This is a genomic window from Streptomyces sp. Tu 2975 (assembly GCF_009832925.1).
Taxonomy (GTDB): domain Bacteria; phylum Actinomycetota; class Actinomycetes; order Streptomycetales; family Streptomycetaceae; genus Streptomyces.
Map to the genome: position 1 here is coordinate 478,134 of NZ_CP047140.1, position 13,467 is coordinate 491,600.

Annotated in this window: 10 protein-coding genes; 5 read left to right on the plus strand and 5 right to left on the minus strand. The window is 70.6% G+C overall.

The window, feature by feature from the left end:
• Positions 1–7: 7 nt before the first annotated feature.
• Positions 8–958 (minus strand): sugar isomerase, encoded by a 951-nt coding sequence (locus tag GLX30_RS01985; RefSeq protein WP_159682779.1) that lies wholly within the window; start codon positions 956–958, stop codon positions 8–10.
• Between the two features lie 242 nt (positions 959–1,200).
• Between GLX30_RS01985 and GLX30_RS01990 the strand changes: the two genes are divergently transcribed.
• Positions 1,201–1,998, plus strand: a complete 798-nt coding sequence (locus GLX30_RS01990; protein WP_159682781.1) for a DeoR/GlpR family DNA-binding transcription regulator — start codon at positions 1,201–1,203, stop codon at positions 1,996–1,998.
• Between the two features lie 59 nt (positions 1,999–2,057).
• On the opposite strand, the gene GLX30_RS01995 is transcribed toward GLX30_RS01990, so the two are convergent.
• Together GLX30_RS01995 and GLX30_RS02000 are read right to left on the minus strand one after the other, a co-directional pair.
• Entirely contained in the window at positions 2,058–3,053 is a 996-nt protein-coding gene (locus GLX30_RS01995; protein ID WP_244257955.1) for an NEW3 domain-containing protein, read from the minus strand.
• A gap of 37 nt (positions 3,054–3,090) precedes the next feature.
• Positions 3,091–4,527 (minus strand): Gfo/Idh/MocA family oxidoreductase, encoded by a 1,437-nt coding sequence (locus GLX30_RS02000; RefSeq protein WP_159682784.1) that lies wholly within the window; start codon positions 4,525–4,527, stop codon positions 3,091–3,093.
• A gap of 459 nt (positions 4,528–4,986) precedes the next feature.
• Here GLX30_RS02000 and GLX30_RS02005 point away from each other — a divergent pair, with 459 nt between their 5' ends.
• A complete protein-coding gene (locus GLX30_RS02005) occupies positions 4,987–7,983 on the plus strand; it encodes a family 16 glycoside hydrolase (RefSeq protein ID WP_159682786.1) in 2,997 nt (998 codons plus the stop codon).
• A 178-nt stretch (positions 7,984–8,161) separates the two neighbouring features.
• Here the strand turns inward: GLX30_RS02005 and GLX30_RS02010 are convergent, their stop codons facing one another.
• Complete coding sequence (locus GLX30_RS02010) at positions 8,162–9,577, minus strand: DUF2252 domain-containing protein (RefSeq protein ID WP_159682789.1); 1,416 nt, start codon at positions 9,575–9,577, stop codon at positions 8,162–8,164.
• Positions 9,578–10,073: 496 nt separating this feature from the next.
• Here GLX30_RS02010 and GLX30_RS02015 point away from each other — a divergent pair, with 496 nt between their 5' ends.
• Positions 10,074–10,961 carry a YhjD/YihY/BrkB family envelope integrity protein gene (locus tag GLX30_RS02015; RefSeq protein WP_159682792.1) on the plus strand — a complete coding sequence of 296 codons (888 nt, stop codon included), beginning with the start codon at positions 10,074–10,076 and terminating at the stop codon, positions 10,959–10,961.
• Positions 10,962–10,999: 38 nt separating this feature from the next.
• On the opposite strand, the gene GLX30_RS02020 is transcribed toward GLX30_RS02015, so the two are convergent.
• Positions 11,000–11,860, minus strand: coding sequence for an alpha/beta hydrolase (locus tag GLX30_RS02020; protein ID WP_159682794.1), 861 nt, complete (start codon positions 11,858–11,860; stop codon positions 11,000–11,002).
• A 47-nt stretch (positions 11,861–11,907) separates the two neighbouring features.
• Between GLX30_RS02020 and GLX30_RS02025 the strand changes: the two genes are divergently transcribed.
• Both GLX30_RS02025 and GLX30_RS02030 read left to right on the plus strand, forming a co-directional pair.
• A complete protein-coding gene (locus GLX30_RS02025) occupies positions 11,908–12,522 on the plus strand; it encodes a TetR/AcrR family transcriptional regulator (RefSeq protein WP_159682797.1) in 615 nt (204 codons plus the stop codon).
• Entirely contained in the window at positions 12,519–13,460 is a 942-nt protein-coding gene (locus tag GLX30_RS02030; protein ID WP_159682800.1) for a carbohydrate kinase, read from the plus strand. Before GLX30_RS02025 ends, GLX30_RS02030 begins: the two co-directional genes overlap by 4 nt.
• Positions 13,461–13,467 lie beyond the last annotated feature (7 nt).

The following is a 13,467-nucleotide window of genomic DNA, read 5'->3' on the forward strand; positions in this document are numbered from 1 at the left end:
GTACGCCTCAGGCATGGCTGTTCTCGAGGACGACGGACCGGGTGAGGTTGCGGGGCCGGTCGGGGTTGTGGCCGCGCGCTTCGGCGAGCGCGACCGCGAGGCGCTGGGCGCGCACGAGGTCGGCGAGCGGGTCCAGATCCTGGGCGCTGTCCGTGGAGCCGGCGACCAGCGTGCCGCCGACCCGCGCGACGTCGTCCGCGAGGCCGTGCGGGAGCCGGCCGAAGGCCCATGCCACGCGCCCCGGGCCGGTGATGCTGATCGGCCCGTGCCGGTACTCCATCGCCGGGTACGCCTCGGTCCAGGCACCCGCCGCCTCGCGCATCTTCAGCCCGGCCTCGAGCGCCAGGCCGTAGGTCCAGCCGGTGCCGAGGAAGGTGAACTGCTCGGCGGCGCACACCTCGGGGTCAAGGGGTTCGACGATCGCTCGCTCGGCGTCCTCGATCGCCCGGTCGAGGGGGCGTACACCCTCGGGCAGGGCGTCCTCTGCCTCCAGATGGGCGCGTAGCAGCGCGAGGTTGGCGGTGGCGAACCTGGTCTGCACGACGGACTCCTCGTCGGCGAAGTCCAGGACCGCGACGGCGTCGGCCGCCTGCATGACGGGCGTCGCCGGGTCGGCGGTGACCGCGCCGGTGGGCACGGTGCCCTTCACACGCCGCAGCAGGTCCAGGACCTCGGTCGTGGTGCCCGACCTGGTGATGGCGAGGAGGCGGTCGTAGCGGCGGCCGTGCGGGAACTCGGAGGCCGCGAAGGCGTCCGTCTCGCCGTGGCCGCCGCTTTCGCGGAGCACGGCGTAGGACTGGGCCATGAACCAGGAGGTTCCGCAGCCGACGACCGCGACGCGCTCGCCCCTGCGGGGAAGGGCGGCTGCGTGTAGCGGGAGCGACCGGGCCGCCCGGCGCCAGACGTCGGGCTGAGAGGCGATCTCGGCCGAGGTACGGGAGGAACCGTGGGGTGACAAGGTGACGAGCTCCTTCGTGAGGGGTGGCGGGACGTCGTACCGGGACAGGGGACGGCCTGGCACGGCCTCCCTCGCACTGATCCGGCGGCTCCTGCATGATCCTGCACAGTCTCCGGCGATTTCGAGCAATTACAAGCACACTCTTGCGCAGTATCCAGCAGCATGCTCCCTCGAGCAAGTGGCCGCTCCGCGTCCCTTAGCGTGTGGGAGCGCAGGATCCAGGCCCCGGAGGAGTCCGACACATGTCCAAGCACGAGCGGTGGAGCAGGTTGCTGGAGTTGCTGGCCGCCGAGGGCAAGCTGGAGGTCGAGGAGGCCGCGACGACGCTCGAGGTGTCGCCAGCCACCATCAGAAGGGACCTCGACGAACTCGCGGAGCAGCAGATGCTCGTGCGCACCCGGGGCGGCGCCGTCGCCCACGGTGTCTCCTACGAACTTCCGTTGCGCTACAAGTCCTCCCGGCACGCCTCCGAGAAGCAGCGCATCGCCGCGGCCGTCGCGGAGCTGATCGGCGAGGGTGATGTCGTGGGCCTCAACGGGGGCACGACGACGACCGAAGTGGCGCGGGCCTTGGCTCTCCGGGCTGCCGGCGGGCGGCGGGAGCTCTCCGACGTGACCGCGCCCTCGCTGACCGTCGTCACCAACGCGCTCAACATCGCGGGTGAGCTGGCCGTACGCCCCCAGATCAAGATCGTGGTCACCGGGGGTGTCGCCCGGCCGCAGACCTACGAACTCGTCGGCCCGCTGACCGTGGGCGTACTGAACGAAGTCGTGCTGGACGTGGCCGTCCTCGGGGTCGACGGAGTGGATCCGCAGTTGGGGCTGATGACGCATCAGGAGGACGAGGCGAGCATCAGCCGGCTGTTCGCGGAGCGGGCGCGCCGGGTCGTCGTGGTGACCGACTCGTCCAAGATGGGCCGGCGGGCCTTTGCCAGGATCTGCGGCCTGGACCGCGTCGATGTGCTGGTCACCGACTCCGCCCTCCCCTCCGAGATGGCGGCCCGGCTCAGCGAGGCGGGCATCAAGGTCCACGCCGTCTGACCACGCGGTCCCCGGGCCCGCGTGTTCCGCGGCGGGCCCGGGGGTCACGGCCGGGGTTCTCAGGGAGCGACGGCCATGTCGAAGACGTGGATGTTCCCGTTGCCGGGCAGCACCACGAAGTCGACCTCCTTGGCCGCGTCGAGCGGGATCGAGTGGGCGAAGATGCGGTAGGCGATCCCCGCGTTCCCGTATCCGTTCTGCCGGTTACGGCCGTCGGAGGACGCGACCAGCGTCGCACCGTGGGCGTTCGCCGGGTCGAACGACCAGTTGGGGAAGCCGAACGAGCCGGTGCCGGTGCTGCCGTCCTTGTAGTAGACGGTGGCCTTCCCGGTCGCGCCGCTGCCGACGCCGGAGCCGAGGAAGACCAGCTTGCTGCCCCGGCCGCTCAGGGTGACGGCCTGGCCGGCGCTCGAGACGTTGCCTTTGGTCCCCGCGGCCGCCTCCGGCCAGGTCAGTTCGGCGCCCAGCGCCCGTACCGCAGCGCCGGGGGTCAGGCCGACGTCGGCGAGCTTCTGGGCGGAGAAACTGTTGCCGCCTCCGTCGTAGTTGCCGGGCGTCGGGTTGCTCTCGTCGGTGACGCCGACGTTGTTGTAGGCATCCGCGAGGTCCGCCAGCGGTGTGCCGCTGCGCTGGGAGCGGGTCGCCGTCACCGTTCCGGCTCCGTCGCCGCCCTTGTAGGTCGCTGTGGCGGTGAAGGTCCGCACGGTGAATCCACTGCGCGGCTCCGGCACCTGGATGCGGAACTCGGCGGCGGCCGTGGCGCCGGCGGCGAAGGTGCCGTCCACGCTGCGGACCGACGGCTGGACCGCCCAGCCCACCGGCCCGGCGAACGACACCCTCAAGGACCTCATCCGGTCGGGTCCGGCGTTCTTGACGGTCACCTTCACCGTCGAGATGGCCGGGCCCGCGAGGTCGACGGGCGCTATCGTCACCTCGGTCCGCGCGGGAGCCGGCGCGGGCTCCGGTTCGGCGGCGGTCGCGGCGGGCGCGGGAACGAGCAGCGCCGCCGCCACCGCCATGGCTCTGAGAGAAGATATCCGTCCGGCTGATCTCACTGTCTGCTCCTTCTGTCGGTCCGCCTGAGCGGTGGACTCAGGCGACGGGGGGCATCTCGGAAGTACGGGAGTCCAGACCTGTGCGGAGATTCACCCAGGAGCCCCGGGTGAAGTCGGGGACCTCGACCGGACGGCCGCCGGCGGCCAGGGACTTGACGCTGAGCGGTACCGGCGCGCACCAGGCGGCGGAGTCGTAGACGTCGATGTCGGGTACCAGTCCCGCCCGCATCAGCTGGACGGTGCGCCACTGCAGGACGTAGTCCATGCCGCCGTGGCCGCCGTTGTTCGCGGCGTCGTCGCCGATCTTCTTCCAGAGCCAGTGGTCGAACTCCTTGCGGTAGGTGTCGAAGTCGCGCCAGGAGTGCCCGCCGTGGTCGGGCTCGACGTAGATGCGGCCGCCGGTCGTCGAGGTGCCGGCGTAGTCCTCGAAGATGCCCCGGCTGCCGGCGAGGGAGTTGATGCGGCTGTACGGCCGGGGTGAGCTGACGTCGTGCTCGGCCCTGATGACCCGGCCCTTCGCCGTGTCGATCAGACAGGTGACCAGGTCGCCGTTGATGTAGGTCTCCCGCCACGACGGGTGCGAGCGCGGCACGAAGCGCTCCCGGTAGTCGGCCAGTCCCTTGGGTTCGGTCGCCGTGGCGCGCAGCACCGTCATACGGTCCCCGCGATTGATGTCCATGGCCGCGGCGATCGGCGCCAGGCCGTGCATCGCGTAGAAGGAGGCGGTGCTGCGGGTGTGCCAGAGGCGGCGCCAGGCGTCGGTGTAGTAGGTGTCGGAGAACAGCAGGGCCCGCAGGTCGTGCAGATAGCCGCCGTGCCCGTTGGTGACGTCGCCGAAGAGCCCCTCGTGCGCCATCTTCAGCATGGCCAGCTCGTTGCGGCCGTAGCTGCAGTTCTCGGAGAGGATCAGATGCCTGCGGGTCCGCTCGGAGGTGTCGACGAGGTCCCAGAGCTCGTCCAGTCCCGTGGCGATGGGCAGTTCGACGATGACGTGCTTGCCGGCAAGCAGCGCGGCCCTGCCCTGCTGGTAGTGGAATTCCCAGGGCGTGGCGATGTAGACGAGGTCGATGTCGTCGCGCTCCAGCATCCGGGCGAACGACTCGTCCGAGCCGCCGTACTCGGCAGGGCGCGGCTTGCCCGTGGCGGCCAGCCGGTCGGCGGTGCGTTTGGCGCGCTCGGCACGGATGTCGCATACGGCAGTGACCGTGCAGCCGGGGACGACGGACCAGCCCTCGCTCATCCCGTGGCCCCGGTTGCCGAGTCCGATCACTCCCACACGGACGGTCCGGTAGGGCTCGAAGGCGACGTCGATCATCGACTTCTGGCCCGGCCTGCGCCGCGGTGCGGGGTCGACGGCGGTGGCGGCCTCGGTGACGGCGGCGGCCTGTGCGGAGCCGACACCGGCCGCGAGTGCGCCGGTGGCGAGGGCTCCTCCCAGGAGCAAGCGGCGTGAGACTGCGGGAATTTCGGGCATATGGAACGCTCCTCGGTCCGCGATCGGCATCACTGGCGGGGAAGACTCTGGCGGGACGGCACCCGGGTGTCAATGGATGTTCGTAAGCACGCCGTTACGAACAAGAACAAGCATCGAATCGGCCCGGGCGCAAGAAGTGACAACTCGTCAACGTCACTCATCCACAACCCCGCGTCGAGCCGACACACCGTCACTTCACCTTTGCGGCGGCGGAGTTTGTTCTCAGTGATGACGAAGTATGGACAGCGTCAGCAAAAGGCTCCTAGGGTTTGCGGCGCACTCCTGTGAGCTCTCGGCTCCCTGCACCGCCTCCATCCGTAACTGCGTTCATCTGCACTGCGCTCATCTGCACTGCGTTCGTTCGAACCTTCGGATCGGCACCGGCCGATCGCGCCCCGCGTTGTGGTCCACGTTCACCACCGTTACGTGCTCCCGCCGCCAGGGAGCCCGGGAGGATGCATGAATCCACGGCTGCCCCAACGACTTCGCAGACGGGTGACCGGCCTGGTCGCCGCCTCGTTCCTGGCCGGCTGCCTCATATCGCCGCCGGCCTCCGCAGCGGCCGGCGCCGCAGAGGACCTGCCACCGCAGGAACCCGGCGTCACGCTGCGCGTCTTCGACATACAGCTCCCCATGAGCAAGATCTGCTCCATCAAGCCGGGACAGACGCCGAACGTCGACAGGTTGATGCCGACCATCGACTGGAGCTCCAACGACGACTTCGGCGCCGGCGACCACTTCGTCTCCCAGGTGATCGGCAACATCGACGTTCCCCAGGACGGCTCCTACACCTTCCGGCTGACCAGCGACGACGGCTCACGGCTGCTGATCGACGACAGGCCGGTCATCGACCACGACGGCTTGCACGGCGCCGAACCCAAGGACGGCTCGGTCGAGTTGACCGCGGGTCACCACGCCTTACGGATCGACCACTTCGACCGGACCGGCGGCCAGCAGGTAAGCCTCGCCTGGCGGCCCCCCGGCGCTTCCGGCTTCTCCGTCGTGCCGAACTCGGTCCTGAGCACCGACGCCGGTGTCGTACGCGTGACCGCGCCGGGCCGCAAGGAGTGCGAGAGCGGCACCGACTCCCCCGGCGACGGTCTGCCGCTGACCGGGGTCCACCCCGGTTACGACCTGACCGACCTCCGGCCGGCCGGCTTCGAGCCGCAGATCACCGGCATGGACTGGCTGCCCGACGGCCGCCTCGCCGTCACCACGTGGGGCGGCACCGACAACACCGCGGGCGAGGTGTACCTCCTCGGCAACGTCACCCATGACACCGGGCCGGAGAAGGTGACGGTCAAGAAGGTCGCGAGCGGCCTCAAGGAACCGATGGGCATCAAGGTCGTCGACGGCAAGATCTACGTGTCGCAGAAGCACGAACTGACCGAGCTCAGCGATGTCGACGGTGACGATGTCATCGACGAACGGCACACCGTGGCGGCCTGGCCCTTCGGCGGGAATTTCCACGAGTTCGCCTTCGGCCTGCTCCACCGCAACGGATTCTTCTACCTCAACCTGTCGGTGGCCATCAACTACGGCGGCGCGACCACCGATCCGCAGCCCGCGCGCAATCGCGGCACCACCATCAAGGTGAATGCCAAGACGGGCGAGGTCTCGTACGTCGCGGGCGGTCTGCGCACCCCGAACGGCATCGGCTGGGGCCCCGGCGGCGACATCTTCGTGACGGACAACCAGGGCGGCTGGCTGCCGGCCTCCAAACTGGTTCGGATCAAGCAGGACCGCTTCTTCAACCACTTCACCAACCCGGACGGCCCGTTCGACGCCAACCCGGTCAGCAAGCCCGTGCTGTGGCTGCCGCAGAACGAGATCGCGAACTCGCCGAGCACACCGCTCCACCTCACCAAGGGCCCCTACGCGGGTCAGCTGCTGTTCGGCGACGTCACCTACGGCGGCCTCCAGCGTGCCTTCCTGGAGAAGGTCAAGGGCCAGGACCAGGGCGCCGTGTTCCGGCACACCCAGGGACTCGAGGCGGGCGTCAACCGGATCAGCCAGGGCCCTGACGGCGCCATCTACGCGGGCGGTCTGGGCGCGGGCGGCAACTGGGGCCAGGAGGGCAAGCTCACCCACGGACTGCAGAAGCTGACGCCGAACGGCGAAGACGCCTTCGACATTCTGTCGATGCGTGCCAAGGCCGGCGGCTTCGAGCTGGAGTACACCCAGCCGCTGTCGCAGGCCACGGCCGACACGCTGGCCGCCCGCTACCAGGTCGAACAGTGGCGTTACGTCCCCACGCCCTCGTACGGCGGCCCGAAGGTGGACGAGGAGAAGCTGACCGTGCAGTCCGCGGCGCTGTCCGCCGACCGCAGGAAGGTCACTCTGGTCATCCCCGGCCTCAAGCCCGACCGGGTGGTCCATGTGCGCTCGCCCCGCCCGTTCAGCTCCGCGAGCGGCGAGGCGCTGTGGAGCACGGAGGCCTGGTACACACTGAATGCCATGCCCGGAAGACAACCGAAGGTCACGCTCTACGAGGCCGAGGAGGCGCGGCTCGCGGGCGGCGCCGGCACCGACACGGAGCACGCCGGTCACTCCGGCAGCGGCTTCGTCGACGGATACGGCACCGAGGGCGCCTCGACGACCTTCGACGTGGACGTCGACGAAGCCGGCACCTACGACGTCGGTCTGCGTTACGCCAACGGGCCGCATCCCTTCACCGGCACCAAGTCCGTGAGCGTGTACGTCAACGGCACCAGGATCGGACAGTCGAAGCTGCTCAGCACCGGCGAGTGGAACACATGGTCCACCCGGACCGAGCAACTGCCGCTGCGCGCCGGCGCCAACACGATCACCTACCGGTACGACAGCGGCGACACCGGGCACGTCAACCTCGACATGATCACCGTCCATCCCCACGGCAGCCGCATCGTCCTGTTCGACGGGGCGGACCGGTCGGCCTGGCAGCAGACCGACGGGCGCACCGCGCAGTGGCCCCTGACGGACGGCGCGATGGAGGTCTGCTGCGGCGACATCCGCACCAAGCAGGCGTTCGGCGACTTCACACTGCACGCCGAGTTCTGGCTGCCCGAGCTCCCGCCGGACGTGACGGGACAGGACCGGGCCAACAGTGGTGTCTATCTCCAGGACCGCTACGAGATCCAGGTGCTCGACTCCTACGGCGACACGACGCCCGACATCGACGGGGCAGCCGCGATCTACCAGCGGAAGCCTGCGGACGTCAACGCGGCGAAACCGGCGGGTACCTGGCAGACGTACGACATCACCTTCCGCGCCGCGCGTTTCGACGAGGCGGGCAGGAAGACGAAGGACGCCCGCGTCACCGTGGTGTGGAACGGCACGACGGTCCATGACGACGTGGCCGTGGCCGGCACGACCGGCGGCGGAGCACCGGAGGGGCCGACCACGGGCCCGATCCGCCTCCAGGACCACGGGAGCAAGGTCCGTTACCGCAACATCTGGATCGAGCCCCTGACGTAGGACACGGGGAGTGCAAGGCGGCGGCTGTCCCGGGTTCCGGGACGGCCGCCGCTTCCGTTCGTCGCAGGCAGGACCCGGCGATCCGGACGCCCCCGCTACCGCGTCCTCGTGCCGAGTCTGCCGCGCCGGCGGCCACCGCACGGCCTTCCTCCGGTGGTCCCGCGGGCGTCACAGGAGATCAGCGGCTCTCGACGCTGATCCTGCCCGAGCGGGCCGCGGCGCCCAGTGCCTCGTGGTCCCGTTCGTTCCTGTCGGCGTACGCCTGGGCGAAGCCGGCGAGGGCGCGGTCGAAGCGGTCGCTCCCGCCCAGGTACGCGGCGATCGCGACGGGATCACCGGAGCGGGCATGGGCACGTGCCAGGGAGGCACCGCACAGCTGGGCGAACAGGCGGAGCAGGCCGGGATCCATGGTGTCCGGCCTGGCGATGCCCTTCCAGTCCCGAAGCTGGCGCACGTAGAAGTCCCGCCCGTGCCCGTCCAGGCCCACGACGTGTGTCCAGCCCAGGAAGATGTCGCTGGTCGTCTGGATCAACCGTTGTCCCGCCACCACCCGGCGGCCCTCGTTGTCGTAGGTCTCGCCACCCGTGTGGTCGGCGAGGACGGACCGCTGCGCCTCCTTGGCCTGGAGCAGCAGGGGATCGTCGTCGTCCCTGCCGAGCAGGAGCAGGATCCAGCAGCGCGTCCCGACGCTGCCGACACCCACCACCTTGCGGGCCATGTCGACCAGGCGGTACTTGCGCAGCAGGTGCCGACGCTCGGACGAGAGGGTTCGCTCGTAGGTGTCCAGTAGGGTCCTGAGCTGTCGCTGCTCGCTCTCGGAGGGGTCCGTGACCAGGTCCCGGAGGGGAGTGATCAGCGGTGGGTCCGGTGCGATCAGCCGGCCCTCCGCCGTGACGCGGGTGAGTTCCGCGAAGGCCTGGAGATAGGTGTGCTTACGGGCTCGCGCCGTCGCCGTGGCGGTGCGGCGCCTGGCTTCCTTGTTCATCGAGGAGGCGAACAGGCGCGTGCGGTCGACGTCGTCCTGGGCGTACCAGATGTCCAGGGTGCGCATGCCGGCGAACTCCCGGATCCGCTGCCGGTACGCCTTCACACACGCCGTCACCGCGTTGTTCTGCTCCTTGACCGCGAAGCCGTTGGCCCGGGCGGCGATCGCGACGCTGGCCGCCAACCGCTTGACGTCCCACTCGAACGGCCCGGGCAGGGTCTCGTCGAAGTCGTTGATGTCGAAGACCAGATGACGCTCGGGAGAGGCCAGCAGCCGGAAGTTGAGCAGGTGGGCGTCGCCGCAGAGCTGAACCGTCAGCCCGGTGTTCGGCAGGGGACCGAGGTCGGCTGCCATGATCGCTGCCGCACCGCGGTAGAAGCGGAACGGGGACTCCAGCATCCGGCCGTAGCGGATGGGCACCAACTCGGGCAGACGCGCAGCCGATTGCCGCTCGACCACCGCCACGGGGTCGGGCCGTCCCGCCTCCGCCTCGAACCAGCCGTGGCACGAGCGCGAGGCACGCCTGCGCGCGCGACGCCCGTGGCCCGCCCTTTCGGCCACTGACGGAGCCTCCGAGTGAGCGGTCGCGAACGTGCTCGGTACTGCCATGGCTGCACACCTCCTGGACGGACGTCCATGCCACGTGGGCCTCCTACGGCCGCGGTGTACGCCCTGCTGCCGTAGGCCGCCGCCCGGGCCGCGCGCCAGGATCCGCGCCACGACGCCCACGGGCACGACAGCCGGCAGGCCGACTGCGAGCCCGGCCGAGGTGGCGCACGTCTCCAGGCATCCACCTCAGCACCACGGCGGTACGACCGGATCACCCGCCGGGGGTGACCCCTGCGCCCGGCGGCGGGCAGGACGCCGGATCCGGTGGCGCACTCCGAGCCTGCCGTCAGCGGGCGGCCGGCCGCCTCACCCGGTTCGGGTGAGGCGGTATCCATCGCCGCTACGAAGTTGTGACGATCGTCAGGTGCGCGGGGCGGAACGGCGGCGGCCCAGCAGAGGATCAGCCGCAGGCAGCACAGTGTCGGCACCCCGGCGGGACGACGCGGTCCCGGCACGGCGGCGCGACAGGCAGGGAGCCGCGGGTTTCAATGCCTTCATGGGAGGCGAGGCGCGCCGCGGACGCAAAGCTCCGCCACCTGCCGGGCATGGGGCGCCGCGGACGATCCGGCGCCTCAGGAAGAGCAGGCCGGGCAGGCTGTGGGACGACCTGTGGAGCCGGCTCACCGAGGCCGAGTTCTTCGACCATGCGCTTCAGCTGTCCGCACTCGCGCTCCTGTGCTTCTTCCCGATGCTCATCGTCCTCACGGAGGCGACGGGCCGCGACACCGCGACGGTCGTCATCCGGTGGCTGGGACTGAACCAGGAGGCGGCGAAGGCGGTGGCGTCGCTCATCGTTCCCGGGCCCGGCTCGGACACCGTGACGGTGACGAGCGGCTTCCTCATGGCACTGGGGGCCATGGCCGTGGCAGGAACTCTGCAGAGCTGGTACCGGCTGCTCTTCGACGTCCCCCGCCGGGGATGGCGCGACGTGGGGATCCAAGTGGTCTGGCTCGTGTACCTGCTGGTCTTCAGCGTCGCCCAAGCCGCACTGGGCCGTGTGACCGGAGGACTGCCTTTGAGGAGCTTGGCAGGATGGGTCTGGGCGCTCGCCTTCTGGTGGGGCACGGTCTGGGTCCTCCTCTCCGGCGCAGTACGGTGGCGCACCCTTCTGCCCACGGCGCTGGCCACCAGCGTGTGCTGGTCAGGCCTGGGCCTGTTCTCCATGCTCTTCTTCTCGGCATCGATCGTGGCGAACGAACAGCGCTACGGCCCCATCGGCGTCGTCATGATCATCATTTCCTGGCTGGTGGCGGTAGGGGTGATCATCCACCTGGGCGCCGTGGTCGGCCGCATGATCACTGATCGCGTGGGCGCGCCCCGCACCGAGGATCACGGTCCCACCGCACCGGATGCCCGCAAAGCGGACCCCGGCAGCCCCGCTTGACCCGCCGCCCGGTCGGCACACCGGACACACCTGCAGTCTCAGCCGGCCGGGTCCTGCCGGCGTGGGCCGGGTGACTCCTTGACGAAGCGGCGCAGTTCGGCACAGAGGGCGCCGGGGTTGTCGAGCTGGACGAGGGTGCGGGCGTCCGGAATCTCGACGTACTCGCCCCGCGGCAGCAGGGCGGCGAGCCGGCGGCCGGTCGAGGGCGGCATCATGCGGTCCTCCGCGCCCCACGCGACGAGCGCCGGCCCTCGGAAGCCGCGCAGACGCTCCGCCGCCCGCAGATAGGTGTCCTTCCGCGTGCTGCGGAGGAAGGCGGCGAAGTCCCGCCGGATCCTCCTGTCCGTGAGCAGAGGGCCGTACCAGCGGCGGACGAGCTCGTACGGGATCGGGTGCCGGGCCATGCCGCCGAGCGAGTTGGGCAGCCGGACGAGGAGCGGCACCCGGAATGACTGCAGCAGCAGGAAGATGCCGCCGGGTACGCGGCTCAGGAACTGCAGCATCCTGCCCTGCACGCCGGGCGGATAGTTCTCCAGCGCCTCGCAGGAGGTGAGGACCAGCCGGTGGACTCGCTCGTCGCGCACCCCGACGAGCAGTTGGGCCGTACCGGCGTCGTTCTGGACCAAGGTGACGTCCCGCAGGTCGAGCCGTTCGAGGAACTCGGCGAGCAGGTTCGCCACTCCCTGCGCCGACAGATCCGCGTCCGGGCGCATCGGTCGGCGGTGGCTCCCCATCGGCAGGACGGGGACCACGACCCGGAAGTCGGCACGGAGGCCGTCCACCACGGCCTGCCACACGGACTCGTCGAAGCCGAGTCCGTGCACCAGCACCACGGTCTCGCCGTCTCCGCCGGTGTCCGTGTACTCCACGACCCCGGCACTCAGCTCGATCTCGCTCATCAGCATCCCCCTACTGGATCGATCGATCTAGTGAGAGAATAGCCGAGATGAGAACGACAGGCGACACACGAGCACGCATCCTGGCCGCTGCCACGGAACTCTTCCGGCGCCAGGGCTATGCGGCCACGGGTATGAAGCAGATCCTCACGACGGCCGGCGCGACCTACGGGTCCGCCTACCACTTCTATCCCGGCGGCAAGACGGAGCTCGGCGAGGACGTGGTCCGCACCTCGGGCGCCGCCTACCTGGCGCTGATCGGCGAGCTGTTCCACGACCGGGCCGCCGACCCGGCCGAGACGACCGCCCAGGCGTTCGCCGGGGCGGCGCAGACCCTGCTCGACCTCGACTACGCGGATCCCTGCCCCATCGCCACCATCGCCCTGGAGATCGCCGGCACCAACGAGGCCCTGCGGGTGGCGACCGCGGAGGTGTTCGACTCCTGGACCGACGCCCTCGCCGCCTTCTACGGCTCCTTCGGTATCGCCGAGGCCCGCGCGACGGCACGGTCGGTGATCGGGCTGCTCGAAGGCGCCTTCATGCTCGGCCGCGCCGCGCGGTCCACGGCCCCGGTACTCGACGCGGCCCCCGCGGCGGCCGCGATCGTCCGTGCCGCCGCCGGACGGTCCCCGGTCACGGGCCGGAACGAAGGGGAGGCCCTGTGATCGTCGTTGCCGGTGAGGCGCTGATCGACCTCGTGCCGCAGACCGGCGGCGAGCCGCCGGCTCCGCTGCTGCCCGCACGCGGCGGCGGCCCCTACAACACCGCCGTCGCGCTCGGCCGGCTCGGCGCCGACGTCTCCTTCTGCTCCCGGATCTCGACCGACGCCTTCGGCGAGTCGCTCGTCGGGCGGCTGCGTGAGGAGGGAGTGGACACGGAACTCGTGCAGCGCGGCCCCGAGCCCACGACGCTGGCCGTCGCGGCGATCGGCCCCAGCGGCTCCGCGGCCTACACCTTCTACGTCGAGGGCACCGCGGACCGGCTGTTCACGGTGCCCACCGAGCTGCCCGCCGCCACGCGCGCCCTGTCGCTCGGCACCTGCTCGCTGGTCCTCGAACCGGGCGCGAGCGCGTACGAGGCGCTGATGCGCCGGGAGGCGGCGCGGGGTGTCCTCGTGGCGCTCGACCCGAACATCCGGCCCGGTCTCATTCCGGACGCGGACGCCTACCGGGCACGGTTCAGAAGCTGGCTCCCGCACGTCTCGCTGCTCAAGCTGAGCGAGGAGGACGCCGACTGGCTGGGGGCCGATGTCGGGGCGTGGCTCACGGCGGGACCCGCGGCGGTGGTGCTCACCCATGGCGGGGACGGGCTGACGGTCCTCACCCGGGGCGGCGACCGGTTCTCCGTCCCCGGCGAGCGGGTCCGCGTCGTGGACACCATCGGCGCGGGCGACACCGTGAACGCGGCACTCCTGCACGCCCTGTCCGAGCGGGAGGTGCTCTCGCCCGGAGCGCTCGGGTCGCTGTCGCCGGACGGCTGGCGGGAGGTGCTGGGCTTCGCGGCCAGGGCCGCGGCGCTCACCTGCACGAAGGCCGGGGCCGAACCTCCGTACCTCCGCGAACTGCGGGGCGGTGGGGACCGGCCTGCCGCCGGGGCCTTGTGACGGTCCG

Bases quoted from the DNA above. Each gene is read 5' to 3' on its own strand.
- GLX30_RS02025 (WP_159682797.1), top strand. From the start codon at position 11,908: ATGAGAACGACAGGCGACACACGAGCACGCATCCTGGCCGCTGCCACG.
- GLX30_RS02000 (WP_159682784.1), bottom strand. From the start codon at position 4,527: ATGCCCGAAATTCCCGCAGTCTCACGCCGCTTGCTCCTGGGAGGAGCC.
- GLX30_RS02020 (WP_159682794.1), bottom strand. From the start codon at position 11,860: ATGAGCGAGATCGAGCTGAGTGCCGGGGTCGTGGAGTACACGGACACC.
- GLX30_RS02010 (WP_159682789.1), bottom strand. From the start codon at position 9,577: ATGGCAGTACCGAGCACGTTCGCGACCGCTCACTCGGAGGCTCCGTCA.
- GLX30_RS02015 (WP_159682792.1), top strand. From the start codon at position 10,074: ATGGGAGGCGAGGCGCGCCGCGGACGCAAAGCTCCGCCACCTGCCGGG.
- GLX30_RS01990 (WP_159682781.1), top strand. From the start codon at position 1,201: ATGTCCAAGCACGAGCGGTGGAGCAGGTTGCTGGAGTTGCTGGCCGCC.
- GLX30_RS02005 (WP_159682786.1), top strand. From the start codon at position 4,987: ATGAATCCACGGCTGCCCCAACGACTTCGCAGACGGGTGACCGGCCTG.